22 protein-coding genes are annotated in these 22,728 nt (G+C 59.7%); 1 reads left to right on the top strand and 21 read right to left on the bottom strand.

Annotation, left to right across the window (positions count from 1 at the left end; all coding sequences use genetic code 11):
* Nucleotides 1-11: 11 nt before the first annotated feature.
* The 3 genes from KO538_RS00365 to KO538_RS00355 all read right to left on the bottom strand — a co-directional run bounded on the left by KO538_RS00365 (nucleotide 12) and on the right by KO538_RS00355 (nucleotide 2,541).
* Nucleotides 12-1,313 carry a Y-family DNA polymerase gene (locus KO538_RS00365; RefSeq protein ID WP_219327181.1) on the bottom strand — a complete coding sequence of 434 codons (1,302 nt, stop codon included), beginning with the start codon at nucleotides 1,311-1,313 and terminating at the stop codon, nucleotides 12-14.
* Between the two features lies 1 nt (nucleotide 1,314).
* Entirely contained in the window at nucleotides 1,315-1,788 is a 474-nt protein-coding gene (locus tag KO538_RS00360) for a LexA family transcriptional regulator (RefSeq protein ID WP_219327180.1), read from the bottom strand.
* A 69-nt stretch (nucleotides 1,789-1,857) separates the two neighbouring features.
* Nucleotides 1,858-2,541, bottom strand: a complete 684-nt coding sequence (locus tag KO538_RS00355) for an SOS response-associated peptidase (RefSeq protein WP_219327179.1) — start codon at nucleotides 2,539-2,541, stop codon at nucleotides 1,858-1,860.
* Nucleotides 2,542-2,768: 227 nt separating this feature from the next.
* On the opposite strand from KO538_RS00355, the gene KO538_RS00350 reads away from it, so the two are divergent.
* Nucleotides 2,769-3,713, top strand: a complete 945-nt coding sequence (locus tag KO538_RS00350) for a hypothetical protein (protein ID WP_219327178.1) — start codon at nucleotides 2,769-2,771, stop codon at nucleotides 3,711-3,713.
* A gap of 18 nt (nucleotides 3,714-3,731) precedes the next feature.
* Here the strand turns inward: KO538_RS00350 and KO538_RS00345 are convergent, their stop codons facing one another.
* The 18 genes from KO538_RS00345 to KO538_RS00260 all read right to left on the bottom strand — a co-directional run bounded on the left by KO538_RS00345 (nucleotide 3,732) and on the right by KO538_RS00260 (nucleotide 22,673).
* The gene (locus KO538_RS00345; RefSeq protein WP_219327177.1) at nucleotides 3,732-4,007 is read right to left on the bottom strand and encodes a hypothetical protein; all 276 of its coding nucleotides are present in this window, start codon (nucleotides 4,005-4,007) and stop codon (nucleotides 3,732-3,734) included.
* A complete protein-coding gene (locus KO538_RS00340; protein WP_219327176.1) occupies nucleotides 4,004-4,399 on the bottom strand; it encodes a hypothetical protein in 396 nt (131 codons plus the stop codon). Before KO538_RS00340 ends, KO538_RS00345 begins: the two co-directional genes overlap by 4 nt.
* Nucleotides 4,396-4,920 (bottom strand): glycoside hydrolase family 19 protein, encoded by a 525-nt coding sequence (locus KO538_RS00335; protein ID WP_374106819.1) that lies wholly within the window; start codon nucleotides 4,918-4,920, stop codon nucleotides 4,396-4,398. Before KO538_RS00335 ends, KO538_RS00340 begins: the two co-directional genes overlap by 4 nt.
* On the bottom strand, nucleotides 4,917-5,246 hold the full coding sequence (locus KO538_RS00330; RefSeq protein WP_257620095.1) for a hypothetical protein: 330 nt from the start codon (nucleotides 5,244-5,246) through the stop codon (nucleotides 4,917-4,919). Before KO538_RS00330 ends, KO538_RS00335 begins: the two co-directional genes overlap by 4 nt.
* 249 nt (nucleotides 5,247-5,495) lie before the next feature.
* Nucleotides 5,496-6,683, bottom strand: a complete 1,188-nt coding sequence (locus tag KO538_RS00325; protein WP_219327174.1) for a tail fiber domain-containing protein — start codon at nucleotides 6,681-6,683, stop codon at nucleotides 5,496-5,498.
* Nucleotides 6,684-7,538 (bottom strand): hypothetical protein, encoded by an 855-nt coding sequence (locus tag KO538_RS00320; protein ID WP_219327173.1) that lies wholly within the window; start codon nucleotides 7,536-7,538, stop codon nucleotides 6,684-6,686.
* Between the two features lie 4 nt (nucleotides 7,539-7,542).
* Nucleotides 7,543-7,875, bottom strand: a complete 333-nt coding sequence (locus KO538_RS00315; protein WP_219327172.1) for a hypothetical protein — start codon at nucleotides 7,873-7,875, stop codon at nucleotides 7,543-7,545.
* A gap of 2 nt (nucleotides 7,876-7,877) precedes the next feature.
* Nucleotides 7,878-10,799 carry a hypothetical protein gene (locus KO538_RS00310; protein ID WP_219327171.1) on the bottom strand — a complete coding sequence of 974 codons (2,922 nt, stop codon included), beginning with the start codon at nucleotides 10,797-10,799 and terminating at the stop codon, nucleotides 7,878-7,880.
* Nucleotides 10,796-12,265: a hypothetical protein gene (locus tag KO538_RS00305; RefSeq protein ID WP_219327170.1), complete on the bottom strand. Its 1,470-nt coding sequence runs from the start codon at nucleotides 12,263-12,265 to the stop codon at nucleotides 10,796-10,798. Before KO538_RS00305 ends, KO538_RS00310 begins: the two co-directional genes overlap by 4 nt.
* Nucleotides 12,262-17,586 (bottom strand): tape measure protein, encoded by a 5,325-nt coding sequence (locus KO538_RS00300; protein ID WP_219327169.1) that lies wholly within the window; start codon nucleotides 17,584-17,586, stop codon nucleotides 12,262-12,264. Before KO538_RS00300 ends, KO538_RS00305 begins: the two co-directional genes overlap by 4 nt.
* Nucleotides 17,576-17,920: a DUF1799 domain-containing protein gene (locus KO538_RS29725; protein ID WP_219327168.1), complete on the bottom strand. Its 345-nt coding sequence runs from the start codon at nucleotides 17,918-17,920 to the stop codon at nucleotides 17,576-17,578. The genes KO538_RS00300 and KO538_RS29725 overlap by 11 nt, the downstream gene beginning before the upstream one ends.
* A gap of 17 nt (nucleotides 17,921-17,937) precedes the next feature.
* Entirely contained in the window at nucleotides 17,938-18,285 is a 348-nt protein-coding gene (locus tag KO538_RS00290) for a hypothetical protein (protein ID WP_219327167.1), read from the bottom strand.
* A gap of 38 nt (nucleotides 18,286-18,323) precedes the next feature.
* Nucleotides 18,324-19,295: a phage tail tube protein gene (locus KO538_RS00285; RefSeq protein ID WP_219327166.1), complete on the bottom strand. Its 972-nt coding sequence runs from the start codon at nucleotides 19,293-19,295 to the stop codon at nucleotides 18,324-18,326.
* A gap of 3 nt (nucleotides 19,296-19,298) precedes the next feature.
* Entirely contained in the window at nucleotides 19,299-19,463 is a 165-nt protein-coding gene (locus KO538_RS00280; RefSeq protein ID WP_219327165.1) for a hypothetical protein, read from the bottom strand.
* Nucleotides 19,460-19,903 (bottom strand): hypothetical protein, encoded by a 444-nt coding sequence (locus tag KO538_RS00275; RefSeq protein ID WP_219327164.1) that lies wholly within the window; start codon nucleotides 19,901-19,903, stop codon nucleotides 19,460-19,462. The genes KO538_RS00280 and KO538_RS00275 overlap by 4 nt, the downstream gene beginning before the upstream one ends.
* Nucleotides 19,900-20,220 carry a hypothetical protein gene (locus KO538_RS00270; protein ID WP_219327163.1) on the bottom strand — a complete coding sequence of 107 codons (321 nt, stop codon included), beginning with the start codon at nucleotides 20,218-20,220 and terminating at the stop codon, nucleotides 19,900-19,902. The genes KO538_RS00275 and KO538_RS00270 overlap by 4 nt, the downstream gene beginning before the upstream one ends.
* On the bottom strand, nucleotides 20,220-20,549 hold the full coding sequence (locus tag KO538_RS00265; RefSeq protein WP_219327162.1) for a DUF2190 family protein: 330 nt from the start codon (nucleotides 20,547-20,549) through the stop codon (nucleotides 20,220-20,222). Before KO538_RS00265 ends, KO538_RS00270 begins: the two co-directional genes overlap by 1 nt.
* A gap of 57 nt (nucleotides 20,550-20,606) precedes the next feature.
* A complete protein-coding gene (locus tag KO538_RS00260) occupies nucleotides 20,607-22,673 on the bottom strand; it encodes a ClpP-like prohead protease/major capsid protein fusion protein (protein WP_219327161.1) in 2,067 nt (688 codons plus the stop codon).
* Between the last annotated feature and the right edge of the window lie 55 nt (nucleotides 22,674-22,728).

The raw sequence follows: 22,728 nt of genomic DNA, 5'->3' as shown, positions 1-22,728 counted from the left end.
CCGCTGCTGTCCTAATGCGCCAGAACCTTTGGCAACTCTTGCCAATTCGTAGTGTACCGCGGAGTTCGGTTTTCCGACAACATTGCCCAGCGCCTAACAAGACCTGCAGAACCAAGGTGTACCGTGTCGCGCCCGAACCGTTCATTAAGGGAATCGAGTGCGGCCATGGCACGTACTGATCGAGCACGATCCTGGCCACCATCAAACAAGACGCCTTGGCGCTGGGCATCCGGCTGCAGATCCATCAGCATGATCCCGGCTTTCTTGTACTTGAACCCATCGCGAAAGATCATGGCCAAGCCGTGCAACGCGGCGCCTGCCAGGATGCGATTGTCCGCGCTAGGCTCGACCAGGGGGATGGTGATGCCGTTGGAATATTGCTCGTCCTGCTCGCGGAACCGGTTCGTTTGCACGAAGACATGGACAGCGCCGCACAGAGAATGCTGGCCGCGGAGTTTCTCACCGGCGCGCGCGGCGTAGGTCGATATCGATTCGCCCAGCTCGGCCGCTGTGATAACCATGGTGCCGAAGGAGCGCGACGATACAATTTCCTTGCGCGGTGGCGCCACCTCTTCCAGCTCCAAGCAGGAAATGCCGCGCAGTTCGTTGCACGTACGCTCGAGCACGACGCCGAAATGTGCCCGCATGGTGCTGGGCGGCGCGTCTTTCAGGTCCTGCACGGTGGTGATGTCCATCGTGCGCAGCTTGGCACCGATGCGCCGGCCGACGCCCCATACCTCGCCAACGTCGATGCGCCGCAGCAGCCAGGCGGTGCGGGCCTCCGACATAGTCGTGAAGTCGGTAACGCTGTCGAACAGCGGAAATTTCTTTGCAACGTGGTTGGCCAGCTTGGCCAGTGTCTTCGACTGCCCTATACCAACACACACGGGTAGGCTGGTCCACTGCGCCACCTTGGCGCGAATATCTTGCCCCATGACTGTCGGTGAATCCCACAGGCCGCTCAGGCCGTTCAGGCTGAGAAACGATTCATCGATCGAGTAGACCTCGACATTGGGGCTGTAGGTCCGCAGGATGGTCATGATGCGATTGCTCATGTCCGCGTACAAAGTATAGTTTGACGATAAGCCAACTATCCCATGCTGGCGCGCCAAGTCGCGCATCTGGAACCAGGGCGCCCCCATTGGCACGCCCAAGGCCTTCACCTCGTTAGACCTGGCCACGGCACAGCCGTCGTTATTCGACAAGACCACAACCGGACGGTCGCGCAAGCGGGGATTGAAGGCACGTTCGCAGCTGACATACATATTGTTGACGTCGACAAGCGCAAAAATTTGCTTGGTCGGGTCGCTCATGTCACACCCGCAGCTTGCGCACGACGCCGGTCACCACGCCCCATATCTGTAGCTCGCTACCTTCCGCTAGGCAGATCGCTTTGTACGCTGGATTATCCGGACGCAGCTCCACTTTGCCCCGCTGGCAATACAGGCGCTTGAGGGTGTATTCGGCGTTGATGACGGCAATGACAATGTGGCCGTGCAACGGTGCGACGGAGCGGTCGACCACCACCTTGTCGCCATCCAGTATGCCGGCATCGCGCATCGAGTCACCCTCGACCGTGAAAAAGAACGAGGCTGCCTTGTGCTGCACCAGCAGCGCATTCAGGTCCAGGCCATCCTCAGTATAGTCGGCGGCCGGCGAAGGGAACCCAGCGGATATGCGATGGGAAATTTCTGGCCGCGCACTGGGGATAGGAAATTGAGCAAGCGGCAAAGGCCCTTGCGATACACTAGGCTGGCTTGGTTGAGTAAATATTAATGTTGCATTCATGGCTGGTAGATACTGTGTTTTTGTACAGTATATCGACCGAAGCAAGAAACGGGAAGTATAAAATTGTTTCTAGAAAAGTGAGTCTGGTGGCGCAGCTTCAGCCTTCGCCTCCGATTTCGCTCTTGTTCGAGGGGGCAAAGGATCCGGCTGAGCGACGAGCAGGTCGGAGGGGTACTGTCGATAAACGTTCTGCTCCGTCACCAGCGAACCGTCCAGCCAGCCCTGGTACTGGTCCGGGTCCAAGATCATCACCATGCGCTTTTCATCGTCAGGCTTGTGGAAGCGGTGCATCAGCGGGTGCCCATCGGCGTTGATCGTCAGCATCGAGAACGAGAGCAGCTGATCAGCGGGCCGATATTCCCATATGCCAGCAATGGCCACTGGACCGCCGTCGGCACGCTCGATACGCCAGCGCACAGGCTTGCCGGTTTCGTAGTTGGGTTCGAAGAAGTTGGCTGCCGGGATGATGCAGAACTGCTTGCGCTTCCACGCGCTCCGGAATGAAGGCTTGCTGGCCACCGTCTCTGTGCGGGCGTTATAGGTCTGCCGGGCCAGCTTGTGCTCCGCCCAATGGGGCACCATGCCGAACATGGCGGGGGCTATTTCCAGTTCGCCGGGCGCCTCGTGCGAGCCGCGCAGGATGGGTGCCATGTAGCCTGGCCACGCCTCTGGCGGCAACTCGAGTTGCGGTGATCGAACACCGAACTGGTTTTCGATCTGCTCTTTACGGCTGGGGGTGTAGTCGGCGCACATTCCCCTACTTTACTGCAACTTCCACGTACGGAGCAATTCAATAGCTCACATCAACCGTCGCACACAAAGGATATGTTTATCAATTAGAAATAATATTCCCTGCAGGGCGCTGACCTGAGACAATAGAGTCAATTTCAGAGTCACTGAACCATTTTCCCAGCCAACCGCGCTAAAAGGCGAATTGATCAGTATTGCATTAAAACAACTTATAAAAACATGAGGTCAGAATGAAAGATATACTGTTAATAATAGGAAATGGGCTGGCAATGGATTTTCACGTCACGTTCAAAACACCGTTACACCCTAGCAAGCCATTGACATGGGACTTTTCCATAGAGCAAGAAAAAAATAAAATTTCATGGCAGGAAGCATTCCCAATATTTTTCAGGTATGTCTCAGATAATTTAGGGCGATTAAATAATGATAATTTTAAATTATTTGAAGAAATAAAATTAAAAAAAGATTGCAATTTGGAAGTTGAGGCAAGGCATTTTCTTGCTCTGGCTTACACCTATCAAGATCATTCAAAAAATTCACCATTAGCGTGGCGAAAATGGAGGTGGAGCAAATTCATTAGAAAAGAATATCACAGGATAAATAATGTCATATCTTTTAACTATGACACCACTATAGAGGAACTTATACATAACAAAGGTGGAAGTTTAATTCCTAGTAACGGCCACTATCGCTTAAATGGATATGCGGAAGATGTTATAACAATTTTCAAACCACATGGGTGTCGAACATTGGACATAGCAGACAATATAATAAAAATTGGGGATATGAAAAAATACCCGATGTCGCTATTTTTTTTACACACAAACGCCCATGAAAAACAGCTTTCTAAAGACGATCAAAAAAGAGCTAGAGTAAGCAGTCTTTGCATACTTCCATATGAGGAAAATTTATATCAGGACTTCAGAACGCAAAGCCATATGTGGGAAAATCTAAAGGATAGAAATACCACCATTAAATACTGCGTGATTATTGGACACTCATATGGCGATGCAGACAAAAAAGAAATTGACACCATATTGGAATCACTCCCAAAAAATGCAATTGCTCATGTTTGCGACCCCAATCCAAATATGGCATTAATAGAAAAATTAAACATTCTTGGAATTAAAAATTTCACACACACCGACAAAATAAACACTCCACAATTAGACTAAGTATCCCAACCAATAACTCTACAAACAGCCTTTAACAACGGCATATAATTCAATTTCATATTTCCTTCCGCCAATCCAGTCCCTTCCGAGCGCCAGGATAATTTCGCCGTCAGTCGCAGTCGATGGGAGCTTGTCGAACTCATACGGCGGGCGCTGAGGCACCTGTTTTACACATGGTGTAAAAACGGGAACTTCGACGGGCTGTACCACCGGCGGCGCACTGGCACAGCCGACAAGCATCATCGCCAAGGCGGAGCTTGCCAATTTGGTTAAGATGGCGATTACCTGATTCATCGCACGCCCTCCAGTAGCAGCCTAACGGCCGGCATGGCCTCGTCGCAGGTGGTGGCGCGCACGCCAGCGATCTGCACCAGGGCGGCATCGTACTTCCTGCCCTTGGCAGCGGCGGCCGCCTGCGCCGCGGTGCCGCGCTCCTGGGCTGCAAGCGTTGCCTTGGCCATGCCATCGATGGCGCGGTTTTGCTCGGTGATCGAGCCGCGCAGCTGCGCGCTAACACCTTGCTCCTGCACGAGCGCCGCGCGCGCGGTGTCACGGTCGCCAGCTGCCAGCCACCAGCCCGTGCCAGTGGAGCCGGTCACCACGAGCAGCACGGCCGCCAGCACGATGGCCGCCGCCTTCCAGGCCCCACTGACGGCGGCGCCCGCCAGCGCGCCCAAGGCGCTCACGCCAGCACCCGCTGCGCCACCGCGAACAGCGCCAGGCGCTCGGCCAGGCCATTCACGCCGCCATTGATGCGGCGCGTCACCCGTTCTTGGTCGCCAGCATCGGCCAGGGCGTTCAGCCCCTTCGTCTGCCAGAACCAGCCAGCCGAGCGGCAAGCGTTGACGGCCTGCTCGAGCAGCTCAGGCTGGGCCAGCAGATCCAGGCCCAGCGCCTTGCCGCAGGCGGCGTAGTTGGCGCGGCCGGTCACCTGCAGCAGGCCACGACCACGGAAGCGCACGCCGTCACCGCGCTGCGTGTTACCCAGGTCGACGCGCCCCTCGTAGGCTTGGCCACTGGCCAGCTCGCGCACATGGCGCAATTGGCCAGACTCGTGCCCCACCTGGGACAGGAACGACGCCTGGCGCGCCGGCGTCGTGATCCCGAATTCCACCATGGCCGCGTTCAGCGGCGTCAGGAAGGCTGCCGCACGCAGGCGCGCCAGCGGCATGATGGCCAGCAGCTGGACCAGCGTGACGGCGCTCACACGCCACCCCGCACATCCTTGACGACGGAGGCCGCGTCGCGCGCCAGCTCGCCGATGTCCTTGTCGCGGCGCTTGTCGAACCAGCGTACCGTGGCGCCCAGCACCCACCAGGCGGGCAAGCCGGCGGCTACCATCAGCGGCGCGGCGATGAACAGGAAACCCAGGGCCGGGTCGCTGCCGTACAGCACGGCGACGGCGCGCGCGCTGTCGAACAGGCCCGGCATCCAGTTGCGCACGACCACGACCAGGGCCGGCCCCATCAGGGCGGAGAAGAGAATGGTGACGAAGAAGCGCACGCCCGCTTCCTTGGCAGTTTTTGGCCACATGAACATGAATCCCAGTGAGGTTGCGGCAGCGCCGGCAAGAACCGGAATACCAAAAATTTTAATCAGTGCGCCGCCGGCGGCGGTTGTTTCGATGGCCATGGTGTCTTTCTTGAAGAGGAGATAGGGGAGGGGGACGCTTCCGACATTACGGCGATGGCTGTCTCATTTCTAGGGAAAAGTGAGACAGTATTTACGGTGCTAGAAACAAAAAAACCCGCCGAAGCGGGTTTGTGATGGAGTATTGATTTTTTAAACCGCTTCGAGCAAAGCCAGCCGAGCCTCCTGGCCGGCGGCAATAAACATGGCCAGTTCGTCGTAGCGGAACGCGTAGCGGTCGCCGGCCTCTTGCGTGACCTCCGTGTATGCGGCTCGTGCCTCGACTGCAGGAAAGCCCTCGCTGGCCAGCACAGCCGGCTTGATGACGTCACCGAATGAATTGCGCACCTCCGGTGCCGCCTCAGTAGCGGGAATGGCTGGTTGGGCCTCGAAGGCCGGATGCTCGATGGTTTGCTGCTCCCAAGTATCGTGGCAGATAAAGCCGTAGTTGAACGGGTCCAGGCCATGCGCCTGCATGATTTCGATGGCGGCTTGCACGGTCGGGCCGACGTGCTCGCGCGCGTCATCGCCTTTGCAGTCGACCGCATCACGCCACCGGTAAGCGCCGATAGCACGGGCGATATCCTTGGCGGCGGAAATCTCAGCTGCAGTCAGGTCACGGAAATCACATTTCAGGCGCGCGTCGGAAGTGTTGATGGTGCCGGTCCTGGCATAGACGGTGCGGTATGCCGTCGAGGCCTGGCCGATATCGTAGGTGTTATCCACCCCTGGAAGCAGTCGCGCGCGGGCTACAACGTCCGTTTGCGTAACCGTCAAAACGTCCGCCCCGCCAATTTTCAGACACCAGACTGGCGTAGCGTCAATCGCTGTCGCCGGCGGTACAACGCCGCTGCCCAAGTATTCGATAAGTGCGTTATTTTCCATGCTGGAATCGCAATAGACCGATAGCGCCGAATAGTTTTGGCAAAGCACGTAGACCGTTCCATCCGTGCCAATTTTCACGGCAGTTATAGATCCGGCTGCGGTGACACCGGTGGTGTGAAATGTTCCCCTGATCTGTGCATCGTTATCGCGGCGCAGCAAAATCGTCGTTGTGACCGCATTGGAGTACGGCGATGTTCCGGAGACTTTGAGCGTGGCCTCCCCGCTGTACGCAGCAGTCAGCCGGGCAATGCGATACCAACCGACATTTGTGTATATCACCAGGTAGCCGCTGGGCGATCGCGACGCCATAGAGATACGGCTGCTGCTGGTCAGTGGCCCGGTCATATTGCCGCCCGTCAGCGGTAGCGCGTTGTATGGCCCTGCAGCAAAGGCGATGTACAGCAAATTCAACCGCTCGTTGACATTCAGCATGCCGTCGTAAAAATAATCAGTCATTTAAATTCCTTCGATTTGCAGTGGTGCGGAATACGTTTCAAAGTACAGCGTGGCCACCGCGTCGATATTGCTGGCCTTGCCATACAGCATGTGGTCCTGCTCCAGCAGTGGGTCAGGATTTTCCGGGAATAGGCTGAACAGCATGGCTTTTCCCTTGCCGTTCTCGCGCAGGATGCGCATGAAGCGTGCGCGGTCCGTTGGCGTCAGGTGCGCCAGGTTGATGCTCAGCTTGTCGCTGGTCGGGCGAATCTGCGTCTTGAGGTCGCCCGCGCCTGTGCGGTAGTCTTCGCTGGCATCCTGCAGCTGCAGCTGGGCGCCGTACTCAGCGTTGTGCTCAGGCGACCAGTAATTGCCCACCACCAGGCGCGAGATTTCCAGATATCCCTCGGGACTCTGTGGTGCCGACACCTCGATCACCAACTGTCGCACACGCACGGGCGCAAACCAGACCACGCCGTCGGCGCCGCCACCGCGCGCCCAGGTGTTCGCGCCGCCCCACTTGTAAGCATTCCAGCCCAGCGGCAGCACGCCCCATGGATAGGTGCCATGGACGGCGGCCGGGCACGGGAAGATGCTGCCTGTGTCGAGCACCGGCACGGCGTCGCCCGGTTGCGCATAACCGCGCACCCGCATGCGCGCGCAACTGGTCATGTTGGTAAAGATCAGCGCCACGCAAGCAATGGCTTCCTGCGTCGGCCAGGTGGCGGTAATGGTCTGTGCCGTACCGTTGGCACGCAGCACGGCCGCCTTGCTATCGCGCTGCAGGTTGGCCGGGCCCAGCGCACCAACCTGGCTCGATGCCGTCAGCACTGCGCGGTCGGCGGCGTTGTCGTAGATGATGCGTAGGTTCGTCATCGGTTCAATCCTCGGATGCCTTGAGCAGAGCAATCGCCTGCGCATGGGTGATATCTACGCCGTAACGCATGAGCAGTGCGGCGGCACGCTCCAGAGAAATGCCGCCGGCAGCCATTTGTGCGCGGTAACCGCGCACTTCGGCGCCCAGGCGGAAGCGCGCCGACATGGCATAACGCAACAGCCATGGCAACACGCCACAATTGCGCTGTTCGCGGTAATGCACCATCTCGTGCAGGAGCAGCGCGTCGTCGCCGCGCGAGGCCGGCCGCACCAGGATGAGGGGCCAGACGGTCATCGCATCGAATCTTGCGGGTAAGTATCGGGTTGAAATAATCATGGCTATCCGCAGTGGTAGGTGCAAGCGATCAAACGGGTTTCTGATGGCGTGTTGAATGAAATCGACTCGCGCGCCTTGGCGACCGTGTAGGAATGCAAAACGTCGTCCGCCTGGCGCATGCCCTTGCCAGGCATGCTAGACGTGGTGATGTAGTCGCCAGCCTTGATATCGCCGCCTTCGCCGCAGACGTTGATCTGACCTTCACCAACCGAGTTCAGGGTGATTAATTTGTACTTCTCAGCCATAAAAGCCAGACCAATGATGCCCTTGAGTGCTGCTGGCGGATCCTGCGGGTCCAGCGGGCGCTGGCCAACGAAGACACCGATTACGTTTTTCTGCTGCGGCATGCTGGCCAGTGCATTGATCGCAATCGTATTAGAGATACCGCCGTGGTGAGCAATCGCCAAATCGATCAGGATATCGCCCTGTAGTGGCTCAAAATTCAACTCGACCAGACCATCATGGCTTCCTGTAAATGGCCCGTAGTTGGCCCCAGAACCCGATGCGTAGAAATCATAAGAACCTCCGGCACCTAGTATGCCCACAGAAGACACGCTTATACCGCTTATTGCGATTCCTGACCCTGAGTACGCATCCAACCCTCCCCCAGAGTAGGCGGAATTCGATGTTCCAAACGAAGCTGCGGTTGTAAGCGCCCCTGCAAAACCGATCTGAACTAACTTAGTTATGCCCCCAAGCCCTACATCTGCAAAGAATTCCATATTTTGGTTACCGCTTCGGTTAATCTGCACCCCGGCGCCAGTTGCCGATGTTTGTATAATGCCGCCTGTTATAGTGGCCCCGTTGATAGTCGACCCGGAAACAGTAGTGCCCGAGATAGTGCCACCTGTTACGGTAGTGCCAGTGATAGTGCTGCCTACTATCGCGCCTCCTGACAGCGTGCCGCGAAAAGTGCCGCTGTTCGCGTAGAAATTCCCATTCCGGTCCAGAAGCCAGCCCGCCGTGCTGCCGTTCCAATTGCTGCTATAAATATCGCCGCCAATCTGCGCATTCACAATGGCAGCATTGGCGATGTAGGTCGGCGAATTGGTCGGCGTGATCTGGCCATAAAGGTTATCGCCAAACCCAGCTCCCGGCCCGTCCGCCCAAGCCGAGGCCACTGTCTGCCCGCCGAGCGCCACGCCGAAATACCAAAGGGACGTAAAAAGGTATGCGTCAATCTCCCCCTTACCGACAAGTACACTACGTACAGACGCGTACGCGGCCCCGGCCGGGGCCGTCGCAAATAGCGTGGACCTTGACCACGCGCTTAAATCCCCGGTGGTCGGCAGGTTGTCTACGACGCTCCCGGGTATTTCCGATATGTAGGTGCCATTCGCTGCGAAAAAAGCCACGTTAACAACACCCTTGCATCGATGAGAGCTCATATAGGCACTAAGCTCGTAGCGCAGCCCCGGAATAACCGGAAATTTCCGAAAAGCCCCGGAAAACCTTGGGGCAATAATAGCAACGGCTCCCACTGGGACGGTTCCGGTGCACCGAACATAAACGCCCCCTGCAACGCCGCTCGGCAGATAGGGCGCGAAGCTCGCGGCAAAAGTAGTTGTGCCTGGCGAGTAAGAGTACTCCAGGCCAAACCCGCCCACGGCGCCAGGATACGGACCAGAATTGCTGATCAGATTTCCTGCTCCAATGCCAGCATTCATATAGTTGGCAGTCAGGGGGGTGCCCGCGCTTAGGATAATATTGCCAATAGGATCCTTGATGCTCAGGCCGCGCGCATCAATTTTGTCGGCCGTAACGGAGTCTGCCGCCAGCGCCTGGGTGGCCACAGACCCGTTGACCAGCAAATTGCCGTTCAGCACCGTGCCAAGCACAAGCCAGGCGCCGTTATCAAAATACTTCGTCACCGCATGCGTGGCGTCGTACAGCGTGACCACATCGCGGTTGATCGGCGCGCCATAGCCTGCATGCCCCAGTTCGTACACGGCCGAGGCATCCGACCAGGTGGAATAGCCTGGCGCCGCCACGGTGACCGTACCGCGCTGGCCGGTGGCGCCATCGGCGGCCAAGCGCGAAGCAGCGGCCCACTCTCCCGGCTGGATGTCGTCGGTAGCCGTGCGTGCTGCCGCCGTTGCACCCGAGGTGAACAGATAGGCGCCGCCGGCTGTCGGCACCTGGGTCGACCAGCCGTTGTTCAGACCCGTCAGCGCACCCGTGGCAAAGGTGAACGTGCTTGCCGCGCTCGGCAGCGCAGGGGCGATGTTGGTCGCCCCGCGCTGGTAGATACGCACGGGCGCGACATTCAGGCCATCCACACCGGCAGTACCATCCTTGGCCAACTGCACGGCCGCCGACCACTCATTGGCGGCGATATTGTCCGTGGCATTGCGCGAACTGGCGGCGGCCACGCGCACGTACAGCGGCGCTGTGCCGGCCGGGATATTCTTCGACCAGCCATTGGCCAGGTCATTGCCGGCCGGCGTCGTGATACTGGCCGTGGAAAAGGTGAAGATCACGTCGCCCGGCGAATCGGCTGGCGCAGCGGCCGCGCGCTTGTAGACAAAAGCCTGGCCCGTGTTCAGTCCGGACAGCCCTGTCTCGCCGGTGACGCCGTCGAAGACCTTGCTGATCATGTAGTTGCCGACGTAGTCGACACCGAATTCACGGATGGTAGCCTGCACCAAGGCAGTATCGGTAGTCATGGTGGCAAAATTGACCGTGGCCACGTTGCCGTTGACGGTCAGCTGCGTGCCGGCGGACACCGAAAACACGATATCGCCCACCACATTGATCGGCTTGGCGGTAATGGCAATCGAGCCGGGTGCGCCGGCGCCGTCGCTGTTCACACGAAACACGGGCGTACTGCCAGCCAGCAGGATTGCTTTGCCGTCAGCCGTCGTGCTGAAACGCTCCGCCGTGGCCTGCAGCAGCGTATCGCGCGCACCACCGATGGCCGTCATACCAGCACTCCCACCGTCACGCGCCCAGTCAGCCACTGTGGCGATAGCAACACCACCACACCCGGCACGCCACCCTGCAGGCCGAAACGATCATCGCGCAGCACCACGGGCTGCCCCAGTTCCAGCATCATCATCTCGGGCTCTCCATCAAGTTCGTAAATCGTGCGCTGCACCTTGCTCAGGGCCAGGCGTCGTGCCGCTTCCGCCTGCGCGTCCGCATTGGTTTTGAGGCAGGTATCGATCTGCGGCGGGTCGTCCGTCAGGCGGTAGCGCAAACGCACTGCCTCGTCGACCGCAGTTTCCGTCAGCCACTCCGTCGCATACAGATCGGCATGCGCTGGCGGGATGCTGGTGGTCAGGTTCGTCTGAACCGTCCAGTTCTTGTCGAAACCTATCTTGACGGCCGCCACCACCGGCAGGCGCTGTACCGGGCGCAGGGAATCGAGCCGCATGTGCTCCGGCCCGATCTCCACCGGAAGGCCGGCGGCCGGCAGCGCGATCTGCACTAGGCGCAGCTGGCCGGTGCGCGACATGATCGCCTGGGCGCCCACGCTGGCCGCCAGTTGCTGGATGGCTTGCGCCTGGTTCGTCCGGTCCGCGACATACAGGCCCACCAGCTGCGGGTGGGCGGCATCGAAGGCGGCCAGGTTGGCCAGGTCGAGATCGGCCAGGGTGAAGCGATCCGATGCCTTGCCGTAGGCGGTGGCAATGCGCTGCACCAGCGGGGCGATGCGCGGCGCATAGCCGCCGCCCTTGTCGCCCTGCACGCTGACCGTGATCGCGGTGGAAAACGGGTCGGTGCTCAGGTTGAAGCGCCCCACCTGGTCATTCAAGGCCACGGCAATCGGCTTGCCGTTGGTGCGCACCTCGAAACTCGACTCCACGGCGCCCAGGAAGCCGTACTCCAGCGTAGCTGGGTTGGTCAGCAGCGGCGTCACGTTGTGGCATTCGCCAAACGGTATCGGCAAGGTAGCGTCCTTGTTTGGCGTGGTGCCGCCCAGCTTCGCCTCCGCGATAGGCGTGTCCAGGCGCTGCAGCTTGTCACGCAGCGACAGGTTGATTGATTCGCGCGCGGAACTGCCGATATCTGCGACGATGCCGTCAAAGATCAGGCGGAAGTCACTGCGCGGCCAGGCCGGATCACCGGACCATGCCTTGATGGGCCGATTACGCCAGACGTCAGCGAGCCAGCCATCGAGCGCACCATCAGCGTTATCAAGTTCAATATCGCCGCCCGACAGGCCAGCTTCACCTGTCAGGCTGACCTGTTCGGTGAAGGCCAGCCCACCAGTGGCCAGCGGCAAGTACTCGATATTGGCCGGCAGGTCGGCCGGGCCGGTGACATACGGCCAGGACGAGATAAAACGCGTCACTTCGACGCCGGCCACATTCACCTGCACCTCGATCAGCACCATGCGACTGGCCGACGAGCTTTGCAGCCACGTCAAAAATTGCACATCGGTCATGCGGAATACTCCACTTGTTTCGCCCAGGCGGATGCCTTGGCGGATTTATCGACGCCGGCCACGACCGTCTTGGCCGCTTTGTCGTTCGATTCGACGGTGGCCTGGATGGTGGCGCCGGTTTGCTTGGCCTGATCGGCGCGCAAGCCCTTGAGCTCGACTGTTTGGGCATCCAGCCTGGCGTTCAAGGCGCGGATTTCAGCGACCAATGCGTCGGAGCCAACATTCGAGCCAGCCGAATAGCGCATGGCGTCAAAAACTACGGGGGCCGGGGCGCTGGAAAAAGCGACTGGTGCAGCAACGGCTGGCGCATTGGTAAATTCCACACCCATGCCACTCGCCGTGCCCATCGCCGCACGCAGGTTGGCGATGGCTTGCGCCACCGTCAGCACGCTGTCGTTGATGGTGATCAGGCCCGACACCTGGGCCTTGAGAGCGTCCAGGCTGGCCTGCTGCACGTCGACCTGAGCCGAGGCCCACTTGGCAGCGTCCTCGTTGGCGGCGATGACGCGCGCGTAATCCGCCGCGTACTTGGCATCAGAGGCGTTCACCACCTGCGACGCCGTCAGGAACGCCTGCTCAGCAGCCGACAGGCCGGACTGCGCCGTCGCATCGCCGGCATTCGCCGCCGCCAGGGTTTTCTCGAATTGCGCCCGTGCCTCGGCATACTTTTGCTCCGGCGTCAGCACGGACTGGCTGCCCAGGGCCATGCTGGCGTTCAGGCTGTTCAAGGTAGCCACCCACGATTTCGATTTATCCAGCGCCGTCTGGGCCGCTGCCGATTCCTTTTCGTAGGCCTTGCCCAGCGCATCCTTGGCCGACACGACCGCCCTGGCCGCCTGCACCTGGTCGAACAGCGCGCGGTTGACGGCGGCGACGCTGGAGCGCTGGATGGCCAGCAGTTCCGTTTCGCTTTTCGTCAGTTCGTTGAGCTGTTTTTGCAGGTCCAGGCGTTCGCTGGCAATTTCGCTGGCGGTTTTGAGCACCGCTGCATACTCGCCAGTTGCCGCAGCCACTTCGGCAGCGTAATCGGCAGCTTTCTTGAACGGTTCGGCAAGGGCAATCAATTCCACATACATCGCCTGGCCAGCAGTCGTATTCAGGTCCTGCGCCAACACCAGGGCCTTAAACTGATCGATCGTCGTCACGCCCGATACGCCCAGCTTGCCCATGGCATCGTTCACCGATTTCGTGATCGGTGCCATGCGCTCCGCTTCCGACAGAAAGTTTTCGACGAAGAAGCCGGTACCGCTGGTCAGCTTGTCAAGGCCGCCGGCCGCGGCGATCAGGCTTTCGCTCAGCGCCACCGCGCCAAGGCCAGTGGTATTGAAGGACTTGCCCAGCACGGCCAGCACGTCGGACACCTGCATAAAGTCGTTGGTGACGCGCACCAGTGTTTCCAGGTAGCCTTCGCCAACCGCCTGGTATTCCTGCAGGCCGGCCACGCCGAACTTGGCCATGTTGTCCCCGAGCTTGGAAAACGCCGTTTCCAGTGCTTTCTGCTGCTCTTCGCCAGACAGTCCTTTCAAGCTGATCTTGCCCAGATCGACGACAAACGAATTAAGCCGAGTGTTGAATGCGGCGCCGCCCATGCCCAGCACATCAGCGGCATCGCGGATTGTCTGTCCCATGCTGCTGATGATCATGGTGAACTGGTTATTCATTTCCCCTGACAGCGCGGCGGTTTGTGTACTGTCCTTGTCCTTATAGGTGAAACCGAATGCCTTCTTCTTCGTGTTGACATCGGCATACGCTTGGGCGGTAAAGCCCAACGCATCCACATTCCCAAGCGACATGGCGTTACCGGTAATGCCCTGGTCTTTGATCGACGTCGAAGTCTTAAACAATTTCGATACCGCAAAGCCGATTGCCGCACCGATTGCCATGCCGATGGGGCCAGCGACCGCGCCCATCATCGTCAAGCTGCCGCCAATCGTGCCCATCGTCATCGCGCCAGCGATACTGCCACCCAGCATGGCGCCGCCGTAGGTGGCTGCACCGGACAGGGCCAGTTGCCCACCCTTGCCGAACGTCGGCGCCGAGCCGGTCTGTATGCCAGCTGCCGCACCACCGCCCTCGGCAACTACGCCCGAGCGGGCGAGCAGGCCGGCCAGATTGCCGATCCCGCTCACCATCTTCCTCAGCGACGAGTCCATCGAAATGGTGTGCGCCAAGCCCAGGCCGGAGTTTTTCTCCATGATGGCCAAGCTGTGCGCGATCGATTCCGATTTCGCGGACGAATCACCCAGCACCGTGCCAGTGCCGTTGGCCGCCTGGCGTTGTTCGGACAGGCTGACGCTGCCCCCGCCCATGCCACCGAACATTTTTGCCCCGATTGCAACTACAGCCGCCAGCGTCGCCGCGCCGGCCGCCAGGTTCAGCGGGAACGGTAGCGAGGCCAGAGCTTTCACCACGGCCGTAATGCCCCAGGCGCTGGCCTCGGTCGCGGCCAGGCCAGTGGACGCGGCCGTGGTCGTCGCCTCACCGGTCAACTTGGTGGCGTTCAAGGTCAGGTTGGCGGCGACCTCCGCCTCTTTGAAGAAAATCTTCTTGATCATCGACTCGACAGCCATCGCCATTTCGTAGGCACGAAATGCTTTTTCTGCAGTTTCCATCACCTTGTAGCCAGTGCTGTTTTCCTTGAAGAAGACCTTGGCGGCGCTGGCCATGTCGCCATAGCTTTTGATCTTCGCCTGGGCACTTCCACGCGCGGCGGCGATCTCGGCCTTGGCGATCGCATCGGCACCACTCTTGGGATCGGCTTTGACCGTCGCCAGTTGTGCGGCGATCGCCTGCTGCTGCACCGCGTAGCCAGAGAGCGCGGTCGTCAGGCCGCCGATGGCGCTGCCGACCTTCCCAAAGGACGCGGCCATGCCGTCGGCAGCGGATTTTGTGGCGGCATCAACAGCGGTCAGAACGTCGAGCAGTTCCTTTGCCTTGGCGACGCTGGAACCCGTGTCGAGCGCGCCCAATGTATTTGCCGTGGCTGCCTTTTCCTTTTGCAGGCCGATCATGCGCATCAGGTGATTAACTTCTGCCTCATCCAGGTCAAGATCCTGCGGGCCACGTCGCGCCAGGCGATCCTCCATTCGAGCCAGGGTTAGTGCCTCGATCTGGGCTTTTGACATACCGTAGGTAGCGATGGCCTGTTTATTTGCCTCGATCTCGTCGTAAGCTGCGGCGGCTTCCTGGTCACGACCATCTTTCAGTTCCTGGACAGCTTTTTGGACGTTCTTGGCCGACAGCAGCTGCGCATCTTCGCGTGCGACCTGTGCTATTAACCCGCGGGCGCGCTCGATGTCGGCAGAATTCAGTTTGGTTTTATCCGCCAGGATGGCTGCATTCAGCTTGACCGTCATTTTCTGTGCGTCGGTCATATTTTCATAGCCGAGCGCCTCCAACTTGTTGGCTTCCAGTTTCTCTTGAATGGATGCCACCAATGACTTATAGGCGTTTTCTTCCTGTTTCAGGGCCGATGCAGCGCCCTTATCGATGTATTTCGCCCGGATACTTACTTCAATATCAGCGGGGATGGTTCCAAAGTTCGCACGCAACTCGGCAAGCTCAGCTTCCATGCGGTCTTTTGCAGAGCCATATTTCCCGCGCCAATCTTTAATTCGATCATTTCGAGTTCCCTCTTTATCCACTATGCGCTCTTCCTGCGCACTCGCAATCTTGCTCTCCAGCGTGTTGTAATCAGCGGTGAGAGTGACAACCAATCGAGCAAGTGATTCTTTGGAGCGCAATGAGAATCGGCCCACGCCATTCTGTGCATCTTCCATATTTTTTTTTGCCTTGGCCAGCGCATCTTTATCTGCATCATTGGCATGTTTGGCAACAGGAACCGCATTTCGCAGGGCGTTACGCTCCTTCAGTTTGACTATTTCCTTGTCCAGCCGATCAATCGCTTCCAATGTTGTTTCAGCTACAACTTCCGCAGTTTCCTTCGCGGCCGCCTTTGCCTTGTTGGAATAATGAGACCAGGCAATAGCCGCCGCACCCAGCGCGGTAATGATGAGACCAATCGGCCCCCCCATAAAAGCCATAATGCCGCGCAAGACACCCATGGCCCTGGTGGCAAGGGTCGCCGCGGCTGCCTGGGCAGTCAAAGCCACTGTAGCTGCGGTGGTTGCCCTGGTGGCAGCAGTAGCAGCGGCGGCTTCAGCCGCCATCGCCACAGCATGCGCTTCCGCTAGGGCAGTTGCGCGTGCTTCGGCAGGGATCAAGCCATTCAACGCTATGGCAAGCATCACCTCGCCTTCGGCTGCCGCAATGGCAGTGCGCAGTTCGGCAACCCTGGCGGTGGCCAGCGCTGCAGCGGCGCCAGTCGCCGTACTAGTCGCACGCGCCTCGGTCAGCTTGGCCGCAGCTGCTATGGCGCTGGCCTCACTGGTCGTGACGGCAAGCGCCAAACTACTGGTCGCAGCTGCCTTGTTTGCAACCGTCGCAGCATAGGTGTCAGTGACCCACTTGCTCATCCAGGTACCTAATTTGGCGGCGGTGAGCGTCGTGATGGTGCCCATCAGTATCGCCATGTTGTCCGACAAGAGTCGAATGCCGGTCGTCAGCGCAGATACAGTGCCGTTGGCCTGCGCCTTGACGGCCGTGAGTTCCATGAATTCATCTTTCAAGACCGTCAGCGCGCCGCCTATGGTGGCGATTTTCTTGCCTTCTTCCTGCAGCGCCCCCAGAGCTTTTGGCAGTACATCGGCCATGATCTGTGACGTGATTTTTCCCTCGCCAGCAAGGCCTTTCAGGGCGCCAATCGGCAAGCCCATGCCATCTGCCAAGGCTTTCATCAGGCGCGGCGCGGCTTCGTTAACGGCATTGAATTCTTCACCGCGCAGGGTGCCGGAGGCGAATGCCTGCGACAACTGCAGCTGGGCCGACGCCGATTCCGTCGCCGTGGCGCCGGAAACTTTCAGCGCCAGGTTGACGGTTTCGGTGATGTCGGCAACCTGCTTTTGCGTCGTGCCCAGTTCGCGCGTGCCGTTGGCAATGCGCGCATACAGCGTTCCGGTGCCAGCCAAGGACTGCTGCGAGCCTGTGGCGATGCGTTTCACATCGGCGTAGGCGGCGTTGTATTCGTTCTGCGACACCGTCGCCAGACGTAGCTGGGCAGTGAATTTCGTATACTCATCGCTCATGCCGACGATGGCGGCCAGCCCCGTGCCCATACCGATGGCTCCCAAGGCGGCGCCAACCTTGTCGCTGTACGACGCGATATCGCGAAGAGAAGATGTCGACTGCGTGCGCAAGCGATTGAATTCCCGGATCGCCTGGGTCGAGTCGGCGGTAATGATTACGCGTGATTCATTTGCCATCGGTTTTCTCTCTCCAGGCGCTCAAGGTCGCCCGCTCCATACATTGAATTTCATGAAAAATACGCTCTTCATCGCAGCGCTTGACGCGAGCCTTGCGCATGACAACTTCGACACCGGGGTAATTCAATCCGGTCGCGCCGGCCATACCCACCATCCACTGCGTGCTCATTGCCTGGAACAGATTCCAGCTGGGCACGTTCTCCGGCCACAAGTACAGTGCTTCGCAAGCGACTGGCGCCCGCCGAAGCCGAAACCCTATGCCTGCAGCCGCTTCTTCGGTCAATTCGCGGCGTAGCGCTTCGTCTTCGCCTGACTCCACCAGGCCGAGCGCCACATGGCGCGCGACCTGACTTAGTTTTTTGCCTTGGCGCCGGCCTCTTTCATGTAGGCGGTGAAGCACAGCATGCCCAGGCCGGAGATATTGAGGAGGGCTTCGAGCGCCTCGGCGCAAAATTCCGCCGGCGTGTCATCTTCTTCCAGCACCAGGCGCTGATCGCGCCAGCCGGTTGCGACGCCGGTGATGAACTCGTCCACTTGCGTTTCGCCGCTGCCGATGGCCGTTTTCAGGTCCGCAGCATTGAGGCGATTGCAAATCAAGGTGAATTTGAAGGGAATGGCCTTGCCGCCTTCATTCGTATGGGAACCGGACACCAGCACTGCTACGGTATTACCAACAACGATTTTGTATTTTTTGGTCATGATGTATTTCCTGATAGCGGGGCCAGCGGCCCCAGGGTTTAAAAACTGGTAACGATGCGGATTTCGTCGTTGCCGGCGACGGGGTTGATCAGCAGTTTGTAGCCGCACATGCGAGCGCCGTTGAGATCTTCCTTTGTCGGCTCGATGCGCTGCACGCCGGGCATGAACACGCAGACACGGCTGCCGGCGACGGTACCGTGGACCATGCCGAGGCTGGTCTTGGCGGTGGCCAGCACGGCGGCCATGGCGGCCACTTCTTGCGCCGCGGTCAGATCCAGCTGGACGGCGCCAGTGACCTTGCGCTCGGTGATCGGCACCGACTCGCCGCCCAGCAGCGGCTGGAATGGCGTGCTGATGCCCAGCTCGATGGTCAGGCCCTGGCTTGGATAAAAGTCGCCGCCGACGAGCGCCGGCGCGGTGGCCGTCGCATGCGTTGCGCCCCAGATCAGGTTGCCGGAATTGGCGTCCAGGACGATTTCGGGAATCTGCCAGTCTTCCAGTTCGGTGGTCGGCGCGGCGGCAACGGCAACGCCGCCATTCAGGCAAACGAATTTGCACGAAATAACCGGTTTTTCACCTACGGTCAGCTTGAGCGAGGCAGTGCCGCGCGCGCCCAGGCCTTTGTGGATCACGCCATCGTCATACCAGTAAATGGTGGCCGATTCAAAACCGGTCGACACCGGCACGTAATCGACGCGCACGCCGGCCGTCACCACCTCGGCAAAGCCGCATGCACGCAGCAGCGTGCCCCAGGCCGGGACGGCGCCCAGGGTGCCGGCGCCGACCAGTTCGACGTCGAAGCCCATTTCGACATAGCGGCTGCCGACCAACTGCTCGTCACCGCCCAGGTAGGGCCGGATATTGTTGCGCTCGACGTTTTGCGCGTTCAGCGGGTTGATACTCAGGTTGCTGACCAGCATGGCGTTGGCCGCGCCGGTCGGCACGGCGTCGACGCCGTACACGGGTTCCGTTTTGGCGAGGATCGCCGTATTGCGAATGAGGCGAGACATGGATTACTCCTGGTTGGGTTGAGTGGCCGGATCCGGGTTCTTGACGAGCGTGCCGTCAGCCGGATTGCGGGTATAGCTGCCGCCCGTTTTCGGCTCGGACTGGCGGGCAGGTACCGGCGCCGGCGTAACCTGCATCGCAGCGGCTGGTTTGGTTGTAGCGACATTCATGTCAAGGTCCTTCCTTTGGTTTGATGCATCACCACGAATTTGGCTGTGATGCAGGCTATTTTTGAATCGAGCTCATCCACTTCCCACGACAGCGTGTCGCCGGGCAGCGGCTCGAGCGACATGGCGGCGCCGTTGAGGGTTGGCGCCAGCGCCAGGCGGTCGAACACATCCACCAGTAACGCATCGGCGACCGCATCTGGCTCTGCGCCGGTGGCGCGCGCATAGCATTCGACGTTAATCAATGTGGCCCAGGTGGTCGGGCCGCCGATGACCTGCGCCAGGGTGGAGGTGCTGCGTTCGATGCGCACCACCAGGCCGCTGGGCTGGTCTACTGCAAGCGGCCGAGCTCGCGAGCGGAAGATACGGCCGCCCGACAGCGCTGGTTCGACCTGCAGCTGGTCGACGATTGCGGTGACGATGGTAAATTGCGCGCTGTTCATGGGCGTTCCAGCAGCACAAGGGTGATGCCGGTGGGCGCTTCGCCATCTGGCTGCCGATCTGCAACGCGCCACGTCACCGCCTGGGCCGCGCCCCCGACAACGATCTGGATCATGCTGCTGTCGAAATCGGCCGGCACGTCAGCGTTCATGATCTGCATTTGCGGCACAGAGGCACCGACGCGGGCCGGACCTACCGTAGCCGCCGAATACTCGGCGTCGAATACTACCGGTACCACCTTGGCGCCGATGGTCGCCGTAGCGTTTGCCAGTTTTTTATGCGCGATGCAGTTCATGCGCGCTTCCAGGCCGGCGAACATCAGGCGTTGATCTTGATGTGAACGAAAGTGGTACCGGCAGCAGCTGGCGCAGCAGCGAAGCCGGCCAGGGTGTTGCCAGCAGCAGTGGCGGTCATGCGGCTGTTTGCGGCATCCCAGTACAGCAGATCGCCTTGAGCGACAGCGTCGGTACCCAGCTTGGCGACAGCCCACACGCCGGTGACGGAGGCGCTGCCAGCGCCCAGCGCTGGAATATCGGCCAGGGCGATACCGACACGCTCGCCGATGAGAACGACAGCGCCAGAGACAATGGCGGAATCGCCGGCGGTAACGGTCAGGATCTCGCCTTCCTGAATGTAATTCTTGGCCATGATGGCTCCTATATAGTTGCGAAGTGCCGCCGTAGCGGCGCGTATCAGGGTGGCGGCCTACTGGCCGGGGTTTTTGACCATCGTGCGGTAGTCCAGCGCTTTGACGCCGGCATCGATGCGGACCTTGAATTCGACGCCATCGACATGCCAGCCGTTTTGCTGTTCCAGGGTCGGCGCCTCATTGCCATCCAGGTAGCTCACTTCGACGGTGTCATGCAACGCGGCATTGGCGGTGCCGTACCACGTGGTCGACGAATTGGCATCCAAGCGCGCTTCGGAAATGACGTCGAAGGTGTTGCGCACGGAGTTCGGCGTTGTGTTGTTCTTGCTGGCTGCGCCGACTTCATATTCACTGTCCCGCACCACGCTAGCCGTGCCTTCCAGCGCCAATGGCACCAGTAAATGCGCCATCCGCAGGCCGAGGAGAGACTCGCCTTGCTTTTGCAAGCCCATGCCAACACGCATCGCATCGATGCCGGCCGTGCTGATGGCGGCGGCGGCAAGCAGATTTTTATGGTCTGCGTGGAACAGCGGCACACCATCCGACATCGGCGGATTGCTGGTCAGGATGGCGTATACCAGGTCGCCGATCGTACGGATTGCGGCGCGGCCCATGCGCTGCGGGATCTTGGAAAATGCGTCGATGTCATCATTGATGATGCCCTGGCGTGTGATGCTGAACATTTTTCCGTAGGTGGCCAGTTGGACTGTCTCGCCGCGTTCGCCGATGGTTGCATAGGTGTATTCACCGCCATCCTGCACCTGGGCGAGCGCCGGGAACATGTTCAAGTCGACGCGCTTGCCAGGCTTGAAGTCGGTCAGCGTGCCTTTCGCGGTCCACAGCTGGAACGTTTCTTCGGCTTCTTCATAGCCCTTCAGCATCGCCTTGTTGGCAACATTCGCCAGTAGAAGCGGGAAATCACTGCCTGTATGGGTAAATGCAGCGGCGATCAGGCCCATTTTGTCCATACCAGTGGTTTTTACGCCCGCATGCACCAGGCTTTCACGAGCAATATCGAGCAGGGTGAAGCCGCGATAATTGTTGTTGGTCTCGTCCTTGGCCAGCTTGCCGCGCGCCATGATCGACGCGGCGGCGCCAGCGCGGAACTTGTCGCGCGAGTCTTCAACGGTGGCAATGTGCGTGCCGGCCACCGGACCAGCGTCTTGCGCCAGGTGCGCCAGTAGCTTGATGCCGGCCTGCTCGGCGCTGCAGCCGTGGTCGTCGGCGCAGGCCGCCTGCAGCTCGGCGACACCGGCGACGGTGCTGAATTTCGCAAACGCGGCGCCGATATCGGTGCGACGTGTCTTGTCTGCCGCCAAAGCAGCGGCGGTGATTTGGGCGTGTGTCAATGCAGTCGCTGCTGGAATCGGTGCAGCTGCAACCGGGGCGGTAGTACCTGACATGGTGGGGTTCTCCTTTGGGGTGATCGGTGTTGGTGCGGCGGCAGCCGCTGGAATTTGTGGCAGAACAAATGAATCGAAGCGCGCTTTGACAGACAGAGCCAGGCTGGCCGATGCGGCGATCGGCAGCGCCGAAATGGTGGCGTCGACCAGCTTGGCGGCCAGCGCCTGTTCGGCGGTGTACCAGTGGTCTTTGCCGTCCGTCAGCAATGCCAGGATTTCCGCACGGTCGCCGCCGGTCTTGCTGGCGTAGCTGGTAGCCATCGCCTCGGACCAGGTATCGAGCATGTCGGCGTACTCACGCATGGCCACGCTGTTGCCTTCGGTCCAGCCCCATGGTGCGTGGATCATCATGGCGGCGTTTTCCGCCATCTGCACGGTATCGCCGGCAACCGCAATCAGGCTGGCGATCGAGGCGGCTATGCTGTCGATAATCGTTGTGACATGCGCCTTGTGGCGTTTGATCGCGTTATGGATCGCAATGCCATCGGTGACCGAACCGCCATAGCTGTTGATACGCACGGTCATGTGGTCGACATCAAGCGCGGCCACGTCACGCACAAAATTGGACGCCGTGATGGTGTCGCCATACCAGCTCTCGCCGATATCGCCGTAAATCAGAATTTCAGCCGAGGATGCCGACGCCGCTGCACCGGCCCGCGCGCTGGGGCGGATGGTGTACCAGCTTGCGGCTTGGTTCGATGCTGCGTTTGGAGTGGGCATGCTGTTTTCCTTGTTCAGAGCAGACAGTGTCTTTTTTACGGAGTCTCATTTCTAG

Origin of the sequence: Janthinobacterium sp. NKUCC08_JDC (assembly GCF_019345575.1) — a bacterium.
GTDB classification, from domain to species: domain Bacteria; phylum Pseudomonadota; class Gammaproteobacteria; order Burkholderiales; family Burkholderiaceae_D; genus Janthinobacterium; species Janthinobacterium aestuarii.
The sequence above is the reverse complement of the archived record's forward strand: the minus strand, read 5'-3'. Positions and strand labels throughout refer to the sequence as shown.

Excerpts from the sequence above, each read along its gene's own strand:
- KO538_RS00315 (WP_219327172.1), bottom strand. The coding sequence starts at position 7,875 with ATGATTATTTCAACCCGATACTTACCCGCAAGATTCGATGCGATGACC.
- KO538_RS00325 (WP_219327174.1), bottom strand. The coding sequence starts at position 6,683 with ATGACTGATTATTTTTACGACGGCATGCTGAATGTCAACGAGCGGTTG.
- KO538_RS00320 (WP_219327173.1), bottom strand. The coding sequence starts at position 7,538 with ATGACGAACCTACGCATCATCTACGACAACGCCGCCGACCGCGCAGTG.
- KO538_RS00260 (WP_219327161.1), bottom strand. The coding sequence starts at position 22,673 with ATGCCCACTCCAAACGCAGCATCGAACCAAGCCGCAAGCTGGTACACC.
- KO538_RS00305 (WP_219327170.1), bottom strand. The coding sequence starts at position 12,265 with ATGACCGATGTGCAATTTTTGACGTGGCTGCAAAGCTCGTCGGCCAGT.
- KO538_RS00265 (WP_219327162.1), bottom strand. The coding sequence starts at position 20,549 with ATGGCCAAGAATTACATTCAGGAAGGCGAGATCCTGACCGTTACCGCC.
- KO538_RS00270 (WP_219327163.1), bottom strand. The coding sequence starts at position 20,220 with ATGTTCGCCGGCCTGGAAGCGCGCATGAACTGCATCGCGCATAAAAAA.
- KO538_RS00280 (WP_219327165.1), bottom strand. The coding sequence starts at position 19,463 with ATGAATGTCGCTACAACCAAACCAGCCGCTGCGATGCAGGTTACGCCG.
- KO538_RS00365 (WP_219327181.1), bottom strand. The coding sequence starts at position 1,313 with ATGAGCGACCCGACCAAGCAAATTTTTGCGCTTGTCGACGTCAACAAT.
- KO538_RS00355 (WP_219327179.1), bottom strand. The coding sequence starts at position 2,541 with ATGTGCGCCGACTACACCCCCAGCCGTAAAGAGCAGATCGAAAACCAG.
- KO538_RS00350 (WP_219327178.1), top strand. The coding sequence starts at position 2,769 with ATGAAAGATATACTGTTAATAATAGGAAATGGGCTGGCAATGGATTTT.
- KO538_RS00285 (WP_219327166.1), bottom strand. The coding sequence starts at position 19,295 with ATGTCTCGCCTCATTCGCAATACGGCGATCCTCGCCAAAACGGAACCC.
- KO538_RS00275 (WP_219327164.1), bottom strand. The coding sequence starts at position 19,903 with ATGAACAGCGCGCAATTTACCATCGTCACCGCAATCGTCGACCAGCTG.
- KO538_RS00310 (WP_219327171.1), bottom strand. The coding sequence starts at position 10,799 with ATGACGGCCATCGGTGGTGCGCGCGATACGCTGCTGCAGGCCACGGCG.
- KO538_RS00360 (WP_219327180.1), bottom strand. The coding sequence starts at position 1,788 with ATGAATGCAACATTAATATTTACTCAACCAAGCCAGCCTAGTGTATCG.
- KO538_RS00290 (WP_219327167.1), bottom strand. The coding sequence starts at position 18,285 with ATGACCAAAAAATACAAAATCGTTGTTGGTAATACCGTAGCAGTGCTG.
- KO538_RS00300 (WP_219327169.1), bottom strand. The coding sequence starts at position 17,586 with ATGGCAAATGAATCACGCGTAATCATTACCGCCGACTCGACCCAGGCG.
- KO538_RS00345 (WP_219327177.1), bottom strand. The coding sequence starts at position 4,007 with ATGAATCAGGTAATCGCCATCTTAACCAAATTGGCAAGCTCCGCCTTG.
- KO538_RS00330 (WP_257620095.1), bottom strand. The coding sequence starts at position 5,246 with ATGTGGCCAAAAACTGCCAAGGAAGCGGGCGTGCGCTTCTTCGTCACC.